Annotated in this window: 21 protein-coding genes and 2 pseudogenes; 7 read left to right on the top strand and 16 right to left on the bottom strand. The window is 60.0% G+C overall.

The window, feature by feature from the left end:
* Positions 1-3 precede the first annotated feature (3 nt).
* The 5 genes and pseudogenes from NXC14_RS25800 to NXC14_RS25820 form a co-directional block, all read left to right on the top strand.
* A complete protein-coding gene (locus tag NXC14_RS25800) occupies positions 4-1,248 on the top strand; it encodes a dihydrolipoamide acetyltransferase family protein (RefSeq protein ID WP_085780869.1) in 1,245 nt (414 codons plus the stop codon).
* 3 nt (positions 1,249-1,251) lie between these two features.
* Entirely contained in the window at positions 1,252-2,649 is a 1,398-nt protein-coding gene (gene lpdA, locus NXC14_RS25805) for a dihydrolipoyl dehydrogenase (protein WP_085780870.1), read from the top strand.
* 286 nt (positions 2,650-2,935) lie between these two features.
* Positions 2,936-3,190 (top strand): type II toxin-antitoxin system ParD family antitoxin, encoded by a 255-nt coding sequence (locus NXC14_RS25810; RefSeq protein WP_085780871.1) that lies wholly within the window; start codon positions 2,936-2,938, stop codon positions 3,188-3,190.
* Positions 3,190-3,480: a type II toxin-antitoxin system RelE/ParE family toxin gene (locus tag NXC14_RS25815; protein ID WP_085780872.1), complete on the top strand. Its 291-nt coding sequence runs from the start codon at positions 3,190-3,192 to the stop codon at positions 3,478-3,480. The genes NXC14_RS25810 and NXC14_RS25815 overlap by 1 nt, the downstream gene beginning before the upstream one ends.
* 276 nt (positions 3,481-3,756) lie before the next feature.
* Positions 3,757-3,909: pseudogene (locus tag NXC14_RS25820) on the top strand (helix-turn-helix domain-containing protein); the annotation flags it as partial.
* A 206-nt stretch (positions 3,910-4,115) separates the two neighbouring features.
* Here NXC14_RS25820 and NXC14_RS25825 read toward each other — a convergent pair.
* The gene (locus NXC14_RS25825; protein WP_085780873.1) at positions 4,116-4,877 is read right to left on the bottom strand and encodes a slipin family protein; all 762 of its coding nucleotides are present in this window, start codon (positions 4,875-4,877) and stop codon (positions 4,116-4,118) included.
* A gap of 29 nt (positions 4,878-4,906) precedes the next feature.
* A complete protein-coding gene (locus NXC14_RS25830) occupies positions 4,907-6,310 on the bottom strand; it encodes a nodulation protein NfeD (protein WP_085780874.1) in 1,404 nt (467 codons plus the stop codon).
* A 553-nt stretch (positions 6,311-6,863) separates the two neighbouring features.
* Here NXC14_RS25830 and NXC14_RS25835 point away from each other — a divergent pair.
* On the top strand, positions 6,864-9,086 hold the full coding sequence (locus NXC14_RS25835) for an EAL domain-containing protein (RefSeq protein WP_085780875.1): 2,223 nt from the start codon (positions 6,864-6,866) through the stop codon (positions 9,084-9,086).
* A 44-nt stretch (positions 9,087-9,130) separates the two neighbouring features.
* On the opposite strand, the pseudogene NXC14_RS33675 reads toward NXC14_RS25835, so the two are convergent.
* Both NXC14_RS33675 and NXC14_RS25840 read right to left on the bottom strand, forming a co-directional pair.
* Positions 9,131-9,301: pseudogene (locus tag NXC14_RS33675) on the bottom strand (dipeptide/oligopeptide/nickel ABC transporter ATP-binding protein); the annotation flags it as partial.
* Positions 9,302-10,594: a mechanosensitive ion channel domain-containing protein gene (locus NXC14_RS25840; protein ID WP_085780876.1), complete on the bottom strand. Its 1,293-nt coding sequence runs from the start codon at positions 10,592-10,594 to the stop codon at positions 9,302-9,304.
* 184 nt (positions 10,595-10,778) lie between these two features.
* Here NXC14_RS25840 and NXC14_RS25845 point away from each other — a divergent pair, with 184 nt between their 5' ends.
* Positions 10,779-11,312 carry an NUDIX hydrolase gene (locus tag NXC14_RS25845; protein ID WP_085780877.1) on the top strand — a complete coding sequence of 178 codons (534 nt, stop codon included), beginning with the start codon at positions 10,779-10,781 and terminating at the stop codon, positions 11,310-11,312.
* Between the two features lie 94 nt (positions 11,313-11,406).
* On the opposite strand, the gene NXC14_RS25850 is transcribed toward NXC14_RS25845, so the two are convergent.
* From NXC14_RS25850 to NXC14_RS25905, 12 genes are all read right to left on the bottom strand, one after another.
* Positions 11,407-12,318 carry an ABC transporter permease gene (locus tag NXC14_RS25850; protein WP_085780878.1) on the bottom strand — a complete coding sequence of 304 codons (912 nt, stop codon included), beginning with the start codon at positions 12,316-12,318 and terminating at the stop codon, positions 11,407-11,409.
* On the bottom strand, positions 12,315-13,415 hold the full coding sequence (locus NXC14_RS25855) for an ABC transporter permease (RefSeq protein WP_085780879.1): 1,101 nt from the start codon (positions 13,413-13,415) through the stop codon (positions 12,315-12,317). The genes NXC14_RS25850 and NXC14_RS25855 overlap by 4 nt, the downstream gene beginning before the upstream one ends.
* Positions 13,412-14,932: an ABC transporter ATP-binding protein gene (locus NXC14_RS25860; RefSeq protein ID WP_085780880.1), complete on the bottom strand. Its 1,521-nt coding sequence runs from the start codon at positions 14,930-14,932 to the stop codon at positions 13,412-13,414. The genes NXC14_RS25855 and NXC14_RS25860 overlap by 4 nt, the downstream gene beginning before the upstream one ends.
* Before the next feature lie 3 nt (positions 14,933-14,935).
* A complete protein-coding gene (locus tag NXC14_RS25865; protein WP_085780881.1) occupies positions 14,936-16,036 on the bottom strand; it encodes a BMP family ABC transporter substrate-binding protein in 1,101 nt (366 codons plus the stop codon).
* 21 nt (positions 16,037-16,057) lie between these two features.
* Positions 16,058-17,437 (bottom strand): amidohydrolase, encoded by a 1,380-nt coding sequence (locus tag NXC14_RS25870; RefSeq protein ID WP_085780882.1) that lies wholly within the window; start codon positions 17,435-17,437, stop codon positions 16,058-16,060.
* Position 17,438: 1 nt separating this feature from the next.
* Entirely contained in the window at positions 17,439-18,098 is a 660-nt protein-coding gene (locus tag NXC14_RS25875) for a glutathione S-transferase family protein (RefSeq protein ID WP_085780883.1), read from the bottom strand.
* A complete protein-coding gene (locus NXC14_RS25880; RefSeq protein ID WP_085780884.1) occupies positions 18,095-18,943 on the bottom strand; it encodes an aromatic ring-hydroxylating dioxygenase subunit alpha in 849 nt (282 codons plus the stop codon). Before NXC14_RS25880 ends, NXC14_RS25875 begins: the two co-directional genes overlap by 4 nt.
* A complete protein-coding gene (locus NXC14_RS25885; RefSeq protein WP_085780885.1) occupies positions 18,940-19,581 on the bottom strand; it encodes a Rieske (2Fe-2S) protein in 642 nt (213 codons plus the stop codon). The genes NXC14_RS25880 and NXC14_RS25885 overlap by 4 nt, the downstream gene beginning before the upstream one ends.
* Positions 19,582-19,712: 131 nt before the next feature.
* Positions 19,713-20,006, bottom strand: coding sequence for an acylphosphatase (locus NXC14_RS25890; RefSeq protein WP_085780886.1), 294 nt, complete (start codon positions 20,004-20,006; stop codon positions 19,713-19,715).
* A gap of 325 nt (positions 20,007-20,331) precedes the next feature.
* Positions 20,332-20,697: a GtrA family protein gene (locus NXC14_RS25895; protein ID WP_085780887.1), complete on the bottom strand. Its 366-nt coding sequence runs from the start codon at positions 20,695-20,697 to the stop codon at positions 20,332-20,334.
* Entirely contained in the window at positions 20,694-21,395 is a 702-nt protein-coding gene (locus NXC14_RS25900; RefSeq protein ID WP_245362228.1) for an HAD family hydrolase, read from the bottom strand. Before NXC14_RS25900 ends, NXC14_RS25895 begins: the two co-directional genes overlap by 4 nt.
* A gap of 2 nt (positions 21,396-21,397) precedes the next feature.
* On the bottom strand, positions 21,398-22,384 hold the full coding sequence (locus tag NXC14_RS25905; protein WP_085780888.1) for a UbiA prenyltransferase family protein: 987 nt from the start codon (positions 22,382-22,384) through the stop codon (positions 21,398-21,400).
* Between the last annotated feature and the right edge of the window lie 72 nt (positions 22,385-22,456).

Here is a 22,456-nt window from a genome sequence, read left to right on the forward strand (position 1 = left end):
GCCATGGGCGAATTCATCATCAAGATGCCCGATGTCGGGGAAGGGGTCGCCGAGGCCGAGTTGGTGGAATGGCATGTGAAGACGGGAGATCCCGTCCGCGAGGACATGGTGATCGCCGCCGTGATGACGGACAAGGCGACGGTCGAAATTCCCTCTCCCGTCGATGGCACTGTCATCTGGCTCGCCGGCGATATCGGAGACCGCATCGCGGTCAAGGCCCCGCTGGTGCGGATCGAAACGGCGGAAGGTGCCGGTGAGGCCCAACCGATGCCGATCTCGCAGGCGCCGAGCGCCGAAGTGGTCAAAGCGGAGATCGCCAGGCCTGCCCCAGCGACGCCGATCACCGCTGCGCCGGCTGCTGCGGCTGCGCCCGCCGAAAAGCCGCTTGCCGCGCCTTCCGTGCGGCTCTTCGCCAGGGAAAGCGGTGTTGATCTGAGGCAAGTGCAGGGGACCGGGCCGGCCGGGCGCATCCTGCGCGAAGATGTCGAGCAATTCCTCGTGCAAGGCGCCGCTCCGGCCCTCCTAAGGGGCGGATCCGCCAAGAAGACGGCGACCGAGGAGATCAAGCTCACCGGGCTGCGCCGCCGCATCGCCGAGAAAATGGTGCTGTCCACCTCGCGCATTCCCCACATCACCTATGTGGAGGAAGTAGACATGACGGCGCTGGAGGAACTGCGCGCCACCATGAACGGCGACCGCAGGGAGGGCCATCCCAAGCTCACGGTCCTGCCCTTCCTGATGCAGGCCCTGGTCAAAGCCATTGCCGGGCAGCCCGAGGTAAACGCCACTTTCGACGACGATGCCGGTATCATCACGCGCCATAGTGCCGTGCATATCGGCATCGCCACGCAGACGCCGGCAGGCTTGACCGTGCCTGTCGTGCGGCACGCGGAAGCGCGTGGCATTTGGGATTGCGCCGCCGAAATGGCCCGGCTGGCGGAGGCGGCGCGCTCGGGCACGGCGACGCGCGACGAGCTTTCCGGCTCCACCATCACCATCAGCTCGCTCGGCGCGCTCGGCGGCATCGTCTCGACGCCTGTCATCAACCATCCGGAGGTGGCGATCATCGGCGTCAACAAGATCGCCACGCGCCCGGTCTGGGACGGCACGCAATTCGTGCCGCGCAAGATGATGAACCTCTCCTCCAGTTTCGATCATCGCATCATCGACGGCTGGGATGCGGCGACCTTCGTCCAGCGGATCCGCACGCTGCTCGAAACACCGGCGCTCATTTTCATCGAAGGCTGAGCCATGAAAGAAATTGTCTGCAAGCTCCTCGTCATCGGCGCCGGCCCGGGCGGTTATGTCTGCGCCATCCGCGCAGGACAGCTCGGCGTCGATACCGTCATCGTCGAGGCCGGCAAGCCGGGCGGCACCTGTCTGACAGTCGGCTGCATTCCCTCCAAGGCACTGATCCATGCTGCCGAAGAGTTCGACGCCACGCAAAAGATGCTCGCCGGCAAAAATCCAATGGGCATCCGCATCGAAGGCGCCTCGATCGATCTCGCAAGGACGATCGCCTGGAAGGACGGCATTGTCGGCCGGCTGACGGGCGGCGTTTCGGGTCTGCTGCAGAAGGCGCGGGTGAAGATCGTCCATGGCCGCGCCCGTTTCCGTGACGGCAAGACGGTGGAGGTGGAGACCGAAACCGGCCAGCAGGTCATCCGCGCCGAGACCGTGGTGATCGCCACCGGATCCGATCCGGTGGAGCTTGCCAATCTGCCTTTCGGCGGCCGCGTCATTTCCTCGACTGAGGCGCTGTCGCTGACGGAACTGCCGAAAAAGCTCGTCGTGGTCGGCGGCGGTTATATCGGCTTGGAACTCGGCATGGCCTTTTCGAAGATGGGCTCCGAGGTGAGCGTCGTCGAGGCGACGCCGCAGGTGCTGCCGATCTATGATGCGGAGTTGGTGCGTCCCGTCATGCGCAAGCTGACCGAGAGCGGTATCCGGGTGCTGACGGGTGCAAAGGCGATGGGTCTTGCCGATAGTGGCGAGGCAATGATCGTTGAAACGTCGGACAGCCGGCGTGAGACGCTGCCGGCGGATCGCATCCTTGTCACTGTCGGCCGCCGCCCGCGAACGGCGGGCTCCGGCCTCGAAGAACTCGATCTCGACCGCGCCGGTCCGTATCTGAGGATCGACGATCAATGCCGCACCTCGATGCGCGGCATCTATGCGATCGGCGACGTGACCGGCGAGCCGATGCTGGCGCATCGGGCGATGGCGCAAGGGGAGATGGTGGCAGAAATCGTTGCGGGCAAGAAGCGGGGTTGGGACAAAAGATGCATTCCCGCCATCTGCTTTACCGATCCTGAGATCGTCAGCGCCGGTCTCTCGCCGGCGGAGGCGCGCGCGCAAGGATATGAGATCCGCACCGGTCAGTTTCCGTTCAGCGCCAACGGGCGGGCGATGACGATGCTCTCCGAAGAGGGCTTTGTGCGCGTCGTCGCGCGCGCCGACACGAACCTCGTTCTCGGCTTGCAGGCGGTGGGGGCAGGAGTGTCCGAGCTTTCGGCAGCTTTTGCGCTGGCGATCGAGATGGGAGCACGCCTGGAAGACATCGCCGGCACCATCCACGTCCATCCGACCCGTAGCGAAGCGCTCATGGAAGCAGCGCTGAAAGCGTTGGGAAACGCTTTGCACATCTGAGCCGACTGGACCCGGATCACGCATGACGTCTGCCGGTTCGGATCCCATCAACTGAGACCGGAATAAGGCCGTGCCGATGCCGAAAGGCTTTGCCCAAAAGGCAAGAGCCCGACCTGTCGCAATAGGATCAGCGTCACACGGACATTGGTCGACAGGCCGACTACCCCTTACGCGCTGCTTCGTCATCGCGGCGGCAATCCGCGGATATGACATAGATCGCCGTTCGTGGAGCTGATTGACAAACTTTGCCAAGTCCAGCTAACCTACTCGCACCATGGAGGCTCGAATGGCTACGATGAACGTATCTCTTCCGGACCCGATGAAAGATTGGGTTGAGGCACAAGCAAAGAGCGGGCGATATTCCAATGCCAGTGACTATGTGCGCGACCTGATCCGGAGGGACCAAATTCGCGGTGACAAGGTTGCCGCCATGCAACGTTTCGTTGATGACGGTTTAAAAAGCGGTATTGGCAGCCGCTCGAAGGGCGAACTCTTTGCCGCCGCAGTGGCACGTGCAGAAACAACGCGCGGCAGTAGATAATGCGCTTTGACCTTTCAGTCGAAGCGGAAGAGGACATCATTGCGATCGCCGAACAAGGAGTGCGCATGTTCGGAGCCGCACAGGCTAGGCTGTATCATGACGAGTTGTTTACCGCGCTTGATCTGATTGCGGCCAATCCCCGAATGGCGCGTGAGCGAGAAGAGATTTCGCCGCCAGTTAGAGTTCATCCGTTCAAAGCCCATCTCATTGTCTACCGCATCGAGGACGGAACTATATTCGTGATCCGAATACGCCATGGACACGAAGACTGGGCCAGCGATCCCGCTTAGGCCTGGCTGAGTGAATGAACAAGCACAGTTGCATGGGGCAATAGGCCCCGGGAATATCGTCAGCAAAGCCTGTTAATAGAACCCCGACCGATCGCTGGAGAAACCGCGTCGTCCACTCGGATAGCAGGGGACGAGGTGTTCGCCGCGATCAGCCCCTGCGAGAGGCAAACACGTAGTCGCCTCCCATGCGCTAGAGCAGATCCTGTGATCGACGAATATGTGAGGTGACGAGGCGAGTCGAAGCGGATTCAAAATCCATATCGGAAGAGCTGGATGATGGGACGAGCACTGAGCGATAATCTTCGATTACGGGTCCTGAAAGCATCTGCGGCGGGCGTGTCTGCACGCCAGGCGGCAGCCCGGTTCGGGATTGCGATTTCGACGGGAATTCGCTGGATCGCAGGAGCGAAAGATGGCGAGCCCACATTCTGACCGCAAGGTTGGCGGTGCCGCGCAAAGTCGCACCCGAAGGACGGCTGAAACCCAGGCGACAATCGCCGCGGGGTGCATGTGATCCCTGGCTACGCCCTCCGGAGTTTCACTCACGCAACCACGGCCGACTGTTTCTCTGGGGGCCTGGCCTCATTTTGGCCCGACACAGAAGCTGGATCAATCACCAACGCCAGTGCGTTCGATCACTTCGGCTTATTGGCCATTAGATTTCCCAACTCCATCGGGAAGGGGAATAAAATCGTCGAAGTCTTCTCGCTGGCGATGACGTTCAAAGTGCTCAAGTAACGAAGTTGCATCGCCTCCGGCTGTCTGGCCAGAATTTCCGCCGCTTCCAGTAGCTTCGCTGCAGCTTGCTGTTCGCCCTCGGCATTGATGACCTTTGCGCGGCGTTCGCGTTCAGCTTCCGCTTGGCGAGCAATCGCGCGTATCATCGACTCGTTGATGTCCACATGTTTGATCTCGACAGTGGCTACTTTAATTCCCCAGGCGTCCGTCTGAGAGTCGAGGATTTCCTGAATATCGGAGTTGAGCCTGTCGCGTTCTGCCAGCATTTCATCGAGGTCGTGCTTGCCGAGAACGGAGCGCAACGTCGTCTGAGCAAGCTGACTTGTTGCCATCATGAAATCCTCGACCTGGATTGTCGACTTCTCGGGGTCCATGACCCTGAAGTAGATCACCGCGCTGACTCGAACCGAGACATTGTCATGTGAGATGACGTCCTGGCTAGGGACATCGAGTACGCGCGTGCGCAAGTCGACGCGGATCATCTGCTGGACATAGGGAATGAGCAGAATCAAGCCGGGTCCCTTGACTCCGGTAAAGCGGCCAAGCGTGAACACGACGCCGCGTTCATATTCCCTCAGGATCTTGACCGCGGATGCGAGGATGGCGACCGCAACGACAATGGCCACCAAATAGAAGGCAAGATCTGCAAACATATCCATGGCTTCTCCTCCCGCGTCCTTGCGTGTCGCTAGGTGTTCTTAGGACGGCTGGCGACCTCGAGCGCCAGCCCGTTGCGACCCGTCACCCTGACAGGGTCACCAGCAACAAGGGGTTCGGCGGAAACGGCCTTCCAGCGTTCGCCATGCGCGATGACGTAGCCCGAGAGCCCCGTCCAACTCTCAACTTTACCGGAAATGCCAATCATCTCCTCTGCACCGGTTGCGACCTGGCGCAATCGCGAGGTGAATGCCAGGCGAGCAACGAGAAGGCTAAAGGCAAGAATTCCAAATGCAATTGCGCCCAGTAGAGGACGCGACACTTGCAGGCCGGGTATATCGGTATCAAACAAGATGGTCGCTCCCAGGATCACGGCTACCCCGCCGCCGATGCCCAAAGCGCCGAAGCTTGGCGAATGAGCCTCAGCCACTGTCAATCCCACGCCGAGCAAAATAAGCCCAAGGGCGGCAAAACTTACCGGCAGCAATGCCAGGGCATAGAGACCAAGGAGGAGGCAGATGCCGCCGATCGTGCCAGGAAGCATTGTCCCAGGTGCGAGAAATTCGAAGATCAGGCCATAGATACCGACCATCATCAGGATGATTGCGATGTTCGGATCGGTAATGACGGAAAGCAGGCGCGTGCGCCAGTCAGGCTCGAATTCCTGTACGGCCAAACCGGCGGTATCGAGCCGGACCTCCGTTTGACCGACCCGCACCACGTGCCCCTGTGCCTTTGCAAAGAGATCGGTGACATCGACTGCAATGAAATCGATGGCATGTTCGCGCACTGCCGCTGTGGATGAAAGGCTTGCAGCTTCGCGGACAGCACGCTCTGCCCAGTCCGCGTTGCGATTGCGCAATTCAGCAAGCCCACGAATGTAAGCGACTGCGTCGTTAACGGCTTTTGCTTCATGGGCATTGCCTGGAGCTTCCGGCTGCTTGCCACCAGGTTCGCTCGGCTTCTTTTCGGGTTCCTCATCACCGCCGAAAGGCTTCACGCCGAGCGCGATTGGTGTCGCCGCACCCAAATTGGTCCCAGGGGCCATTACCGCAATGTGGCTTGCGTAGAGAACATAGGTGCCGGCGCTGGCAGCCCGTGCCCCGCTTGGCGCGACGAAACTCGCGACAGGCACCGGCGAGGCAAGGATCGCGCGGATGATTTCCCGCATGGAGGTGTCAAGGCCACCTGGTGTATCCATTTGCAGGACGATCAAGACCGCTTCACGTTCGCCAGCACGCTGAATGCCTCGTACCACGTAGTCAGCTATAGCGGGCCCAATGGCGCCATTCACCTTGAGGACGACAGACGCTCGGTCAGACGCCGACGGTGCGCCGAAGCCCCAAGCTGAAAGAAGCAAAAACAACAAAGTGAAGATTGGCGGTTGCCATCGCCAACACGTCAATCCCCGCGTGCCAATCGGCGGAACGTACATAGTATTTAATGTATGTCGGATATTACAAAGAAAAAGACGCAGGCGTCAGAGGCTCATGTTCAAGCCGTCTTATGCGCTCGTAAAGGCGAAGTTGGCTAAGCGCGTTGCACGGATGCGAGCCGCGTGGCCTATTTTTGAAGGTCGCTGGCAGCCAGCGACGCGCATTCCGATGCAGCGAAACGGTTGTCGAGATGGGTGCACACTTGGAAGACATCGCCGGCACCGTCCACACTCATCCGACCCGCAGCGAAGCGCTCATGGAAGCGGTGCTGAAGGCTTTCGGAAGCGCCCTGCATATTTGATCGAAACCGAAATCGGAATGCCGTCGACCATCCCAGATGCCATAATAATCAGATACTTCAGGATCTTATCGCCAAGCGAGAATATCCTGTTCGTCGAGATGTCTTACGACCGAGCTATATGTCGACAGCTTCAATATTTGGCAACCAGATCATGCAATTCTATAGAGCGTCAGCGGTTAGTTCTTCCGCTTCTATGACCCATGAAGGGTTTCACTCCGCGTCATCAAGCGCTGCGAGGAGCCCAGGGTCGCATGTCACTTTCAGAAAATGAGAGATTGAATCTCCTCCACCAGGCCAGCATTCTCGATACGCCACCAACGGAAGAGTTCGATGCTATCGTGCGGCTGGCTTGCAGCATGTTCGACATGCCGATGGCGTTGGTTTCGTTCGTCGACGGGCATCGGCAGTGGTTCAAGGCCGAGCAAGGTCTCTTTTTGAGGGAGACGCCACGTGAGCATTCCTTCTGCAGCCATATCGTAGAGACGAAGTCACCGCTCGTCGTCAAAAACGCCGACAAGGATTCTCGCTTTTCGGGAAATATCTTCGTCAGAGAGCGTTCGGTCCGGTTCTATGCGGGAGTGCCGCTTTCGGAAGGGGAGACCTGCTACGGCAGCTTCTGTGTCCTCGACACGAAGAGCCGTCGCTTCGGCGATCGGGATCTCGAACAGCTCCGCAGTTTGGCAAGCGTCGTCGTCGGCCTTATCCGCGAACATCGTCAGCAAAGCCTGCTGAGAGCGCAGCAACGCGAGTTGGAACTGAAGCAGGCCCGCTTCGAGCAGACCGAACGCTCTGCCAAGGTCGGCGGCTTCGAGATGGATCTCGCGACCGGCACCATCATTTGGTCGGATCAGATTTACCGCACCGTCGGACTGCCGGTCGGCAAACGCATGACCTCGGAGGAGGTGATCGGCTGCTATGCTCCTGAAGAGCGCGAGAGCGTCAGACGCAGGATACGCGATGTCCTCGATGGTTCAGCGGCCGGCATCGACAGGGAATATCGCATCATGACGCCAGAAGGGGAGGAACGCTGGGTCCGCGTAGTCAGCGATATCGAGCGCTTGAGCGGCAAGCCCAGTCGTCTGTTCGGCATCGTTCAGGATGTTTCCGAAAAAGTGCGTTACGAGCAACGTCTGCTCCAGGCCGCCAACGCCGATCCTTTGACCGGACTTGCCAACCGGGCAGCCTACAATGCTCATATCGAGCGGCTCACAGCGGCCGATGCTCCTTCCATCGGCTTATTGCTGATTGACGTCGATCGCCTGAAGCAAGTGAACGATATCCTCGGCCATGCGACAGGTGACCTGCTGCTGAAAGGCGTGGCCTCACGTCTGGATGAACGCTTGGGAAAGCGAGGAAAGGTCTTTCGTCTCGGCGGCGATGAGTTCTCCGTCATTCTGGACGCGCCCGCAAGCGTACGCCGCATGGGTTCGCTCGCGCGCCACCTGATCGAATATATCGGTCGCCCTCTGCAGGTTGGGGGATCGACGATAAATCCGGCGATAACCGTGGGTGGGGCGATTTCGGAGGGCGAGATGGATGCCGCAACGCTTTCGCAGAACGCGGACTTCGCTCTCTATCATGCCAAAGAAACGCGGCGCGGCAGCTATATACACTACGAGCCCAGCCTGCGTTCGAGGATAGCGCGTCGCATCCAAATCGTCCGGGAGGTGGAGTCGGCTCTTACCGAACATCGGATGGTGCCGCACTATCAGCCGATCGTTGCCTGTGCCGACGGTCAGGTACGGGCGTTCGAAGCGCTTGTGCGAATGCGGCGTTCGGATGGTTCAATCGTGTCGGCGGCGCAATTTCACGAGGCGTTCACAGACTCAAGCGTTGCCTATCACATTACGACCCGCATGCTCGAGCAGGTCGCGGCCGACATTCGAGGCTGGATAGACCGCGGGCTGGAATTCAGGCGGGTCAGCCTCAACATAAGCGCCTCCGATTTCATGAGGGGCGACTTGGAAACCCGGATCGTTGCCGCCTTTGCGTCAAGAGGAATTCCGCTGGATAAGCTTATGCTGGAGGTGACGGAAACGGTTTTCCTGCAGGGCATGGAAGATGCCGTAGCAACAACCCTGCAACGTTTGCGCAAGAAAGGCCTGACAGTGGCGCTCGATGACTTCGGGACAGGTTATGCGTCGCTGACGCATCTGCGAAGTCTGCCGGTCGACATCATCAAGATCGACAAGAGCTTTATCGACACCATGCTCGTCGATGAATCGAGCCTCGCTATCGTCGAACTGGTGCTTAATCTGGCGCGGAAGCTCGATATGAAGGTCACGGCCGAAGGTGTAGAGAGCCATCGGCAGGCGATGCGTTTGCTGGAAATGGGCTGCACCACACTGCAGGGCTATATGTTCGGCAAACCCATGAGCCGTGAACGTGTTGGTGAATATCTGTGTGCACGGAAAACCGGCGTGACGGAGAATGCCGACCGACCGCAGGAGGAACCGCGTCGTTTCCTCGGATAGCAGGGGGCGAGGTATTCGCCGCTATCAGCCGCTCCCGACAAGGCTCAGGCGGCGGCCGTGGAAAGACCCGGATCGGCGTGATGGCAGTCAGTCAGCAGTCCGGGCGCTGCCGTCCTGTTCTTCAAGGCCGGATCCTGTTCGGCGCAGATAGATGTCGCATTCCAGCAGCGCGTTCGAAAACGGCATCCGCTCGGCGGATCGACGGGGCTCGGCAATCAGTCCGGTTGTTTGATCTCTATAGGGCTTTTCATGATGATCTCATGATGCGGAAACGGGATAGAGATGCCGGCTTTCTTGAAGGCATCCCAAAGCGCCATCAGGACTTGCCCACGAACATTTGTCAGCCCGTTCGCTGGATCCGAGATCCAGAAGCGAAGCCGAAAGTCGAGCGACGAAGAGCCAAAGGCGGTCAGCCAGCAGACGGGTGGCTTATATTGGTTTGCCACCCGCGGCACGGTCGATGCTGTCGCAATGGCGATCTTAACGACCTGATGCGGGTCGCTGTTATAGGACGTCCCGAAGTCAACGTCGATCCGCACATAATCACTGGAGAACGACCAGTTGACGACCTGCTGCGATATGAAGTCTTCGTTTGGAATGAGGTACTCCTTGCCATCGCGGGTGATGACGGAAACAAACCGCGAGCGCAGGTCACGGATCGACCCGAACGTGTCGCCAAGGGTGATCGTGTCACCCGGCTTGATCGACTTGTCGATCAAGATGATTATGCCGGATATGAAGTTCGAGACCACCTTTTGAAGGCCGAAGCCGATTCCGACGCCGACTGCGCCTGAGAAAATGGTCAGAGCGGTAAGGTCGACGCCGGTCGCCGACAAAGCGATGGCTCCAGCGATTATGATCAGGCTGATCTTGATGCATTTGCTGATCAACACCTTGATGGAAGGCGATAAGTCGGCCGAGCGCTGAACCCAGTGGGAAAGCATGTTGCCGATGAGGACGGCCAACCAGATCAGGGCGATCGCCAGCACGAGGGCTTTGAGCACAAGCAGAAGCGAGAGTCTCACCGCGCCCAAATTAATCGCAAGTCCGTCGAGTGCAGATAGAACCGGGCCGTCAAGACCAACTGCATAAAGAGCGATGTAGCTCCAGCTGCCGATCGCGACGGCGCGCGACAGGGTCGGGTTGCGGATGATCTTGGTCAGGACGGAGATGAGGAACCATGCCGCTGCCAGCGTCAGAGCCGTGGACACAAGCCAACGTTGTGAGGGCCACGCGCTGTTGCTCAGCACAACGTTGGCGAGCCATAACCAGCCGACAAGGAAAAGCCACATCATCCGGCGCATAGGAGCAATGATGACCCGAAGCAGGTCCGGATTACCCTTGATCAGGCGCGCCTTTGCCTCCATCGCAGGTTCTGTGCGCGACGCAAGTAAGGACGCAAAACCCAAGCCCGCCACGATGATTGCAAGCTGAAAGAACGTCCATTCGTTCAGAATGAATGTCGTTAGCCACTGCTCGGCGATCTCGGTCATCTGCGTGATATTCATGATGATGATCCGATGAATGTCAGCTAGATAAAGCTAGCGCACGAGTTTAGTTCATTTGGAAGAAACAAGCATCAGCATTCCATTTCGTCGTGCTAAAACAAATCGATGAAACGTGCTCGCGGGTATCGATCAGCTTGCGCGCCTGCGCAGCCATGTGCGCACGATGAGCTGAAGACGGAGCGTCATGAAGCCTACGAAAAAACGCGGCAAGTCCCGACCAGACAAGTCTCAGCCATTGCTGCGTCAGCTCGCCGCGGTCCCTGCGAAGCTGTTCGCTGGCGCGTTCCGCCAACAGTACGGCGCCATCTGCTTTCGCTATTTCAATGGCGGGCCGAAGATCGAAATTCTCGTGATCACATCGCGCGAGAGCGCGCGCTGGGTCATACCGAAGGGCTGGCCGATGAAAGGGAAGAGGCCTTTCGAAGCGGCGGCGATCGAAGCCTGGGAGGAAGCAGGCGTGCGCGGGGCGGTGAGAAGGAAACCTGTCGGCCGCTATACCTATCTGAAGGAGTTCGACGACGGCGATGTGGCGCCATGTATCGTCGACCTGTTTCAGATCGAAGTCACCGAGATCGGAAACGACTTCAAGGAGCAAGGCCAGCGTATTCTCGAATGGGTCAGCCCTGATGAGGCGGCGCGACGTGTTCGGGAAGTCGAACTCAAGTCGCTGCTCGTCGAATTTGAACCGCGGGGCCAAAAGAAATCTGACCACGGCTGATAGGTTTGTGGGGCTCCTCCTTCTGGTTGCCGTTCGTGGCGGGCTCGGAAGGCAAGTTGACTCTCAATTGCCTTCGCGTCGACGGGCGTGATCATTATCGCTCGAACGGCTCGCCGAGCGAGGCGACGCCATTGAGTTTGAGCAGGCGGCGATCCGCCGAAATGATGCCGAGCACGATGATCGTCACCAGATAGGGCAGGCATGCGAGCAGCTGTGAGGGAACGTCGAGCCCGGTCGCCTGGGCGGCAAGCCCCATCAGCGATACTGCGCCGAACAGGCACGCCCCGAGAAAGATGCGGCCGGTCAGCCAGGTTCCGAAGACCACGAGCGCAATTGCGATCCAGCCGCGGCCGGCAATCATCCCATCCGCCCAGAGCGGCGTGTAGATCGTCGCCGCATAGGCGCCGGCAAAGCCAGCCATGACGCCGCCGACAGCGGCTGCGGCGAACCGGATGGCGACGACCGGGTAGCCGATAGCATGCGACGCCTTCGGGTTTTCGCCAACGGCGCGGATGATCAAACCGACCTTGCTGTAAGCAAACATCGCCCAGATAGCGATGGTCACGGCCAGCGAAAGCCAGACGACGATGTCCTGGGTAAACAGGCCGCCGATGACCCGAATATCGGAAAGACCGGGAATGGCGATCTTCGGCAGCGCCTTGACCGTCAGGCTCTCGTAGGTCTTGCCGAATAGTGCCGACAGGCCCTGTCCGAGAATCCCGATCGCAAGCCCGGTCGCGACCTGGTTTGCATTGAAGCCGAGGACGATTGCCGCAAAGATCAGGGACAAAAGCGCGCCGCTGAGGCCGGCGGCGAGAAAAGCCAGAAAATGGCCGCCGCCATGATAGACGATGATGAAGGCGATGACGGCGCCGAATGCCATCAGCCCCTCGACGCCGAGATTGAGCACCCCGGCACGCTCGACGATAAGTTCTCCGAGCGCTGCGAGGAGGAAAGGTGTCGCAGCAGCCAGCATTCCAGCCAGAACGAATTCGACGGCGTTCATGCCGGGCTCCTGCTCGCTGCGGGCCGACAGACAAGACGGTAGCGCACGAAGGCGATGGCCACCAGGTAGGCAAGGAGCAGGCTGCCCTGGAAAACCCGGACGGCCGCGACCGGCAGATTGGCGGAGACCATGGCGTTGTCGCCGCCGATGTAGAGCGCCGCCATGACGATTGCAGAAACGACGATGCCGATCGGATGCAGACCGCCGAGATAGGCGACGATAATTGCCGCATATCCGTATCCGGTTGAGATCGAGCGCTGCAGCTGACCGAGCGGGCCGGCGACTTCGGCGGCACCAGCAAGACCGGCTAGGGCCCCACCGATCAGCAGGTAAAGCCAGATTGCCCAGCTTTCCCGGAATCCGGCATAGCTCGCAGCGCGCGGCGCCAGTCCGCCGACCTGCAATTTATAGCCGATGAAGCTCTTCTGCATGAAGACCCATGCGGCGATCGACAGGAGAACGGCGAGGACGAGTGCGACATTGACGCGCGTTCCCTCGATCAGGATCGGCACCATCGCGTCATATTGGAACATGACGGACTGCGGGAAATTGAAGCCGTTCGGATCCTTCCAGGGACCGAGCAGCAGATAATTGAGGAGTTGCACGGCAACGAAACTCAGCATCAGCGAAACCAGAATTTCGTTGGCATTGAGCCGGGCGCGCCAAAAGGCGGTGAAGGACGCCCAGAATGCCCCGCCCATCATGCCGAGCAGCAGCATCGCTGGCCAGATCCATTGGCCGGTTGCGTCGGGCCACCAGATCGGAATGGCGGAGGCGAAGATCGCACCGAGCACGAATTGTCCTTCGGCACCGATGTTGAACACCTTGGCGCGAAAGCCGATCGCAAGCCCCTGCGCGATGAGGAGCAGGGGAGCGGTCTTCAACAGCACTTCGCAGAACGATGCCCACGAGAAAAAGGGCTCAATCAGCATAGCATAGACCACCGCTGCCGGATCGCGCCCCATGGCGATGTAAAGTCCGAGATTGAGTACGATGGTGACGATGAGCGCGATGGGCGGCGCCAGAAGGGTGGCGGCAAGCGATGCCCGCTCCCGACGGACCAGAATGGGCAGGGCGGCAAGGAAAGGTCTGCTCATGCGGTGGCTTTCTCGCGCTGCGGCTGGGCTCCGATCATATATTGGCCAATCTCTTCCGGGTTGGTCTCACGCGTGACCAGCGGCGCACTGAGCGTCCCGTGATGCAGGACCTGGATAAAATCGCTCAATTCGAACAGTTCCTCGAGTTCCTCGGAAATGACTAGGATCGCCACGCCCTCGTTGCGAAGGCGCATCAGCCGCTTGCGGATCGCCGCGGCCGCACCGATATCGACGCCCCAGGTCGGCTGGGCGAGGAAAAGAAGCTTCGGCGCCAGCATGATTTCGCGTCCGACGATGAACTTCTGCAGGTTGCCCCCGGAAAGCGACCCGGCCTCTGTCCCTGGCCCGCGCGTGCGCACGTCGAAGTCCCGGATGCAATCACTGGTGAAGGCCTTCGCCTTGACCTTGTCGAGCAGGCCATGCTTCACAAGGTTCAGCGGGTGCGCGGTCAGCAGGCTATTGAGGGTGAGCGACATCTCGGGAACTGCACCACGGCCGAGCCGGTCCTCCGGGACGAAGGCGAAACCGAGCCGCCGGCGGGCCGCAGCGTCGAGCGTGCCGACATCCTCGCCCATCATGAAGATCTGGTCACGCTGTTCCCGTGCCAACAGGGTTTCACCCGAAATCAGCGCCGCTAGTTCGCTTTGACCATTTCCCGAAATGCCGGCAATGCCGAGGATTTCGCCGGCGCGCACGGCCATGCTGACATTGGAAAGCGGCACGGCGAAGGGGTCCGCCCGGTAATCGAGCCCGACGAGCTCCAGACGCTTTTCACCTTCGACCGAAGGCAGCGCAGGCATCGGTTCCGGCATGTCGCGGCCGATCATCATCCGGGCAAGCTCGTGCGCATCGTGCTCGCGGGGGTCGACGTGACCGGTCACCTGTCCGCCGCGCAGGATCGTCGCGCGATCGCAGAGCGACTGGATTTCTTCAAGCTTGTGAGAGATGAACAGGATGGACACGCCGCCGTCCCGCAGCCGGCGCAATGTTTCGAACAGCTTTTCCACCGCCTGCGGCGGCAGCACCGAGGTCGGCTCGTCAAGGATGAGCAGTTTCGGATCGGTCATCAGGCATCGGATGATTTCCACCCGCTGCCTCTCGCCGACGGAAAGCGAATGGACATGAGCGTGTGGATCGACTTCGAGGCTGAACTCATGCCCGAGCTTGCGAACGCGTTCCGCAAGCTCGCTCTTCTTGCCGGACACGATCAGGCGGATATTCTCGACGACCGTCAGGCTCTCGAACAGCGAGAAATGCTGGAACACCATGCCGATACCGGCGCGCCTTGCCTCTGCGGGAGAGGCAAGGCTGAGGGCTTTCCCGTTCCACGCGACGGTGCCGCTGTCCGGCTGCTCGACGCCGTAGATCAGCTTCATCAGGGTCGATTTGCCAGCCCCGTTTTCTCCGAGGATGGCATGGATGGATCGTGGAGCGACGTCGAGATCGATCTGCTGATTGGCATCGACCGGGCCATAGCTCTTGGTAATGCCGCGCAGCGACAGGAGCGGGCTTACCATGGCTTACTTCGGCAGCGGCGTCGTGACACCCTTGACGTGCCAGTCCATCGCGACGATCTGGGCGTCTGTCGCCGTGGTCCCCGAAGCGACACCTTCACTGCCATCAGCCTTGGTGATCGGACCGGTAAACGGCGAGAAGCTGCCATCGGCAATCTTGACCTCGATTTCCTTGATCTTGGTCATCGTATCGGCTGGGATTGCCGGGTTCCAGTCGACGACCTGGACAACCTTGTCGGCAACACCGAGGAAGGCGTTGGCGCCCTTGAAGGTGCCGGCAAGATGGGCGTCGACCGACGCCTTGAAGAAGGGTGACCAGTCGGTAGCGATGCAGCCCAGATAGATCTTCTCGGCATATTTCTTCATCGAGGAGTTAAGGTTGAATGCATAAACGCCGGCTTCCTCGCAGGCCGAGATTACCGAGGGCGTATCCTGCGCATTCGAGAAGATCACGTCGCAGACCTGCGAGATCAGCGCCTTGGCGGCTTCCTGCTCCTTTGCTGGATCGAACCAGGAGTTGACCCAGACGACAGACACTTCGATATCCGGCTTGACGGCCTGCGCTCCCAGGGTGAAGGCGTTGATGGAGGTGATCAGCTCGGGAATGGCAAAGGCCGACACCGAGCCGAGTTTGCCGGTCTTGGAAACGGCCGCCGCCGCCATGCCGAGCAAGTAGGTTCCCTGGAAATATTTCGCGGCGAAGGGCGAGAAGTTCGGTGCGACCTGGAAGCCTGAAGCATGCAGGACGGTCACCTTCGGATTGCGGCGGGCGATCTGCAGCGCGCCATTTTGATAGCCGAAGGAGCCGGCGATCAGGAAATGGTTTCCGTCGGCGACAGTCTTGTTCATGATGCGGTCGGCGTCCGGTCCTTCGGCGATGTTTTCGATGACCGTGACCTTCACCTTGTCGCCATAGGCGGCCTTGATCGGGTCGATGCCGGCGGCAAGCGCATGACCCCAGCCGACGTCGCCGATAGGCGAGGGAACGACGAGGGCGATGCCGAGCGGTTCGTCGGCGGCAAGCGCCGAGCGGCCGGCAAAGGCCGTCGCGAGACCGGCAGCCGCCGCGCTCTTCATCAGTGTTCTGCGGGTGAAATTACTGGACATGTCAGTTCCCTCTTTTGGTTTTTAGAATTCGACTGCCTCGAGAGCCGCTTCCGCGGCGGCGAAGAGCTGTGCCTCATCGAGCCCGACAAACTCACCGGCTTGCCAGACGATGCGTCCGTTGATCATGGTCAGGTCGGTCGGCATGCCGATCCCCACCTTGGCAATCAGGCTCAATGGGTCGTGGCGGGTTCCGACATAATCCATCCGCCTGGTATCGATGGCGAAGAGGTCGGCTGCCATGCCGGGAGCGAGCCGGCCGATATCGCTGCGGCCAAGCAGGCTTGCGCCACCCGTGGTCGCGTAGCTCAGGAAATCGATGGGCGCTGGAACCGGATGGGCGCGCGTCGAGGCCGTCAGGCATTGCAGCATATAGGCAGAGTGGATGCAGTGCATGAGGTTGGAATTGTCGTTCGAGGCCGCGCCATCGCAACCGAGGCCAATACGCAGGCCGAACGCCGCCATCGCCGGTATGTCCGTCACTTCGGCGCCCACCAGATAGACCGGTTCGGGGCAATGGGAGACACCCGTGCCGCTGGCCGCCATCTTGCGCAGTTCGTCGTGTGTCAGCTCCCAGCAGTGGGCATAAAAGCTGTCAGGCCCGGCAAAGCCGAGTTCGGCGCAGTAATCGACGGTCCGCATCCCATGCCGTGCTTGGATGACGGGACTTTCACCTTCGCCGACATGCGTGTGCAGCCGGACGCCGCGATCACGGGCAAGCGCGACCGATTCGATGAGGGTTTCGCGGTAACAATTCACGGGCTGACAAGGGGCAACGACCACCTGCCGCATGCTGAAGGCGCCGGAATCGTGGTAGCTGTCGATCAGCCGGGCGCAATCGGCGATGAACTCGTCCGTGGTTTCCAGCATGGCGTCCGGGATCGTCGAGCCCTCGGACTTCGGCAGCGTATTGCCGCCTCGTCCCGCGTGGAAGCGCATACCGAGAAGTTCCGCCGCCTCGAACTGACGATCGATCAGACGCTTTCCGGCGTGCCGGGGGAAGCAATATTGGTGGTCGAAGGCCGTCGTGCAGCCATGCTTGATCATCTCGGCCATGGCCGTGACCGACGAATGATAGAAACAATCCTCGTTCAGCCGCGAGAAGATCGGATAGATCCGGTCGAGCCATTCGATCACGGAGAGCTTCGTCCAGTCGAGATCGGCCCGATTGCGCACGAAGCATTGGAAGAAGTGGTGATGGGTGTTGACGAGACCCGGATAGACAAACCAGCCGGACGCATCCTGAAGGATCGTGTCGGCAGGCAGGGCCTCCTGCGACAGGTTCGTCCCGATCGCCTGGATCGCCGGGCCGCTGGTCAGCAGATCGGCGTTCCGACGCACGGTCGGCCCGTTGCCTTCGTCGACGATTATGGCGGCGCAGTTCTTCAGCAGGTAGCCCGGCATCTCACGTCTCCTTCCTGGCGGGATGAGGGTCGGGCTTCAACTCGTGCAGCCGGTGGATGCCGGGCATTTCGATGAAACCTTCAAGACTGCGGATGGCGCGCAGCCACAGCCGAATGTTCGGGTAGGGATCGAGCGAGATTCCGCCATCAGGCGCCAGTGCGACATAGGGGAAACAGGCCATGTCGGCGATCGTCGCGCGGTCTGATGTGAGGAATCGCATGTCGCGGAGCCGCTGCTCAAAAAGTCCGGCTTCGAGTTCGCGCAGCGCCGCGATCCCTTGTGCCTGCAGGGCCTCGATATTGCCGGGGCGCAGCAGCATCTGATGCAGCCGCGCCCCACCGAGATTTGTCGTCAGCCGATGCGAAAAAGAGAGCCATTGTTGCACGCGCGCCATCTCCTCGGGCGCGTTCAGACCCAGCCAATCAGGTCCGTTCCGCGCGGCGAGAAAGGCGAGCATGGCCGAAGATTCTGTCAGCACCAGCTCGCCATCCACGAGGATCGGTATCGAACCTGCCGGATTGAGGGCGAGAAGCTCAGGACCACGATGTTCCATGCCGGGATGGAAATCGACCGGCCGGATATCCAGCTTGACGCCGAGGATCGCTGCCATCAGGCGGATCTTGTAACAGCTCGGCGATAGGATGTAGTCGTAAAGCTTCATTGTGCGACCAGCTGTGCGCCATAGAGATAGTTGTGGCGCTTCAGCCAGCGCCGGTAAGCGATCGATGTCAGATCGGCCCTGGTCGGAATTTCCATGCCGGGATCGAGCGGCAGAAGCGCCGGGATCTGGTTTTCCAGGATCGAACGATCCTGCAGGAAAATCATCTGTTGAAAATGGATGAGGTCTGTCATTGGCGTCACGTCATCGAAGAGGGCCATCCACGGCCAGACGTCGCAAAGGTCTTCCGCAAGCGGCTGGACGAACAGGGTTATGACATCCCATTCGCCCGGGCGGGGAGGGCAGGTCTTGTAAAGCACCGAGCAGGTCGGGGCCGGCACGCGATACATATACTCGGTGGTTATCCCGCTGGTCGCCGACTTTGCAGCCTGCGGCTGGTAGAACTTCACCTGCGTCGCCCAGACTTCATCCTCTTTCTCGCGGATCTCGACTTTATAATTTTCGACCTCCGTATGCGGCTCGGCGCCGAGGATATCGGTATGAACGAAGGGAAAATGCGCGATGTCGAGGAAGTTCTCGACTGCTCTTAAGGGGGAGCAGCGTACCCGCACGACACCGACGTCGACGAAGCGGCGGCCGGGCTGATCGGCTTCGGGAATGGCAAATATCTCCTTGGCGGGGGTACCGAGAGAAGACCAGACATGACCATAGCGGAGGCGAACGGGCAGGGCACGTCCATCCCCCGATGTAACCCGCGCCGCGCCGTCAGGGGTGCGCACCACCTCTATGGGCTCGCCCATCAAGGCAGTCTTGCTTCCCGCCTCGGTGAGCTGGCTGAACAGGCCGACCGGGTACCATTCATCGAGCATCTCGCCGGCTTCGTTCATGCGGCATCCTTCTGGCGTTTCTCCGCCCGGCGGCGCAGGGCTTCGGCAATGCGGGATGCCGTAATCCGATCTGCGACGTTGCGATCCTGTTCGACCAGGACGTGTATGAGGGTGCATGCGATCTGCGCCGCCGGCAACAGCCGGACCCACGGACATTCGGCGACGTGGATCAACCCGTCCGCATCGAGTTTGCCTTCGGCTGCCGCTTCGATTGCCGCTATGCCGGCGTCCAGCGTTAGCGAGCGTATTGGCGCGAAACGATCCAGGCGTGGCGGCAGTATTGCCGGCTCGCCGACTGACACCCAGACGATGCCATCTGATTCTTCGACCCGCTGGACCGCCACGCGAATCGTTTCCGGCGGTACAAGGTCGGGATGAGCCGGAATGCGAACACATCCTCCCGCCGGAGAATAGCTCCAGCCGTGATAGATGCATGAGAGGGCCTCGCCCCGCACGAAGCCGTGAGACAATCGCATGCCGCGATGCGGGCAGCGGTCGGACGAGGCCGATACGCGCCCGGACTGGCTGCGCCAGAGAGCGATTGATCCTGCCGATGTCCAGGCCGGTATGACGGTTGCCGGCGGCAGATCGGCAGAAAGCGCGACAGGCATCCAGGAGCCGGCCGTATCGGAAGGCATGACGGTTATTTCCTCAATCTTACCAGCGGCTTGACACTGCAGACGTAGCGCGGCTTTCCAAGCTTTGCAATCTCAGCTTCAGAGGTTTGCATAAAAGATTCGCATTGGCAACAATGGTTAAATAACGGGCATCAGCTCGGGTGCTGTTCCGGCTGCGGTGTGTCTGTGGCATATACAATCCTGCGCTGAATCGCGTCGACCCAGACATCGATCGGCCCAAGTGAACATCCCACTTCCAGCATGTCGATCAGTTCGACAGGTCCCGCGACTTCAAGTTCGATCCGGTCCGCGCCGGCATGCAAAAAATCCTGGGAAAGACCGAGCTTGTCGGCATGACAGCGAATCCACGGGACGAACGAGGCGGATTTGACGTCGCCAATGATCGTGATCCGTTCGCGTAACTCGCTGCGCCGTGATTGTCGCATGGAATTCTCTCGCTCGCCCTATGATGACAGCATAGCGCTTCGTCGCCTTTGTGAAAGGGGCATGAGCGAAGGTTCTGGTCGTTCCACCGATCGATGCCTAAATAGCAATCATGCCGGGCTCCGTGGAGAAGGTGACACCAGCCGTCGCCTCCATAGTGGTCGCCAAAGGCTGCATCTCAGAAAACGAGCGGCAGATTCTTCAGGTCGACTAGGTAAAGCGGAAGGAGGTGACGACTGACCTCGATGACACTTCAGCCGGAGACTTGCTCCTATTGCAGGCCGGTCCTCGGACGGAAAGATATGGCCCGCACGTCGCTCGCGGGCCTTACCTGAACACCCAGAGAAGGTTTATCAGGAAATTAAAGGTGAAGGCCGTCCCTATGCCGAAAAACTTTGCCCATAAGGGCGAGAACCCGACCTGTTGTGCGAGAATCAGCGTCACACAGACATTGATGGACAGGCCGACGAGCGCGCCGATCAAAAACAGTGAAGCGCGCTTGCGGCTTATTGCCTGATTGAAGACATACCGGCTGGTGACGCTGTAATTGACGGCGGCGGCGATCAGCCAGCTCGATGTCGCCGAAAGGATGAGAGGCACGCCGAGCACCAGCATGCAATGAAACATCGTGAGGTCGACGAATGCAGCGAGACCCCCAGTGAACACATAACGAATAGCTTTGGAAAAGATCATCCGGATGTCTCCTCTGCCCGAAGCGCCGCGAACACTGGGTCCGAATAGGTTGAAAAGGTCAGCCAGTCCTCCCGCGGCACGTTGGAGCGAATGAGCGGCAGGACACCAGCGCGCCGCGCCGCAAGACCGTCCCGCTCCGGTCTGTCGCCTATCAGCACGGTTTGCGCCGGACCGACACCGGCGCGCTGCATCAGCATCTGCAGGCCCCGCGGATGAGGTTTTTGGATGCCGACGCCGGGATCGCTTGCAGCCAATATGTAATCGGCCGACAAGTTCATCCTGTGCAGCTTCTCGTCGGCAGGATAATCAGAATAGATCCCGATCGCCTTATTCTGCCGTCTGAGACCGGCAAACAACTCCACCAGCCCATCATACCGGCAGGATGCGAGATGGGCGAGCGGACGGCGGCCGATCCATTCGCTGACGATTGCCTCTATCCTTTCCGCGGGCTCGCCGGTTCGCGCGACGATACGCGCCATCAGGTTCGCCTGAAAATCGTCGATCTCCTCCTCGCCGATGGTTTCACGCAAGGAACGGTAAGCGCGCAGCACCCGCAGATTGGTCAGGCTGCCCCGCGCCACCGCATGAGCGATCAATTCGCCCGCCATCCTAAGGCGCAGCCTTCTCTGGCTATAAAGTGTTCCGTCGACGTCAAAGACGACGAAACGGATACTGCCCCAGTTGATATCATTCGCCATGATCATTGGATGGTGATGTAGTGCTGCTCGGTCAGGGTCACTAAAAGAGGAATGTCGACGAACGTCGTGAAGATGAAGGCCGCCACCAGGGCCATGACGACTGCAATCAGCCCCGGCTCGCGGAACAGCTTTTCCGGTTTCTGCGCCGTAGATCCCGGTTTCGTGGCCATCACGAAGTAGGCTGTAAACAGGACAACGACGAAGGGCAGGACGAGCATGTACTCGATGCGATACTTGACCAGGAAGACGGACAGGAAGGCAATCGAAAAGAGTGAGTAGGCAATGCATGAGGCAGTCAGCGAGACCTGCGTATAGTGCGCGAAACTCGCCCGGTAGCGCGACAGCAGATCTTTGCCATGGGACGCGACGATCTCGTCATATTCCGATAAGCGCTTGGCCGCCATAAGGAACGCGCCGCCGAACCAGTAGGCGAGAATGATCGATCCAGGCGGCAGGCTCGTTGGGTCGATCATCGACCAGCCGATAACCAGCCGGATCGGATTGTTGATCGATTCCGAGATGACGTCGAGATAGGCCTTGTCCTTGCTTCTGATTGGGTCGAGATTGTAGAGGATTCCCTGAATCGCAAACAGACAGGCCACGCAGAAGAGAAGTTTGCTCGAGAGGATGGCGCAGCCGAGGCCGACGATGAGCAGCACGCTCCACTCAAGCTGAACCAGCCTGCCGTTCATCGCGCTTTGCACGGCGGACCGCTGCGATTTCGTCGGATGATGCCGGTCAAACTCCCGGTCGAACCACTCGTTGATGCAGTAGTTCGCAGAGGCGATGCAGAGCGCGGTCACAAGGCCAAGCAGGACCGAAGACGCCAGGTCGTCGTTTCTGACCCCGCGCAGAAGATAGGCGAGGATGATGCCGGGAAGGATGAAGACGTGCTTCGTGCTGTGATCGAGCCGCGCAATGGCGATATAGTCGCTCCAGCCGGCACGGCCTGATGCGGGGACGCTCCGGTCACTCGAGCCTGTGTTCATACCAGACGCCTCCTTCATCGCCAGACGGTCTATTTCCGATCATCATCTACACGTAATAGGTTTCGAAATAAT

Origin of the sequence: Rhizobium sp. NXC14, assembly GCF_002117485.1 — a bacterium.
Lineage (GTDB): Bacteria > Pseudomonadota > Alphaproteobacteria > Rhizobiales > Rhizobiaceae > Rhizobium.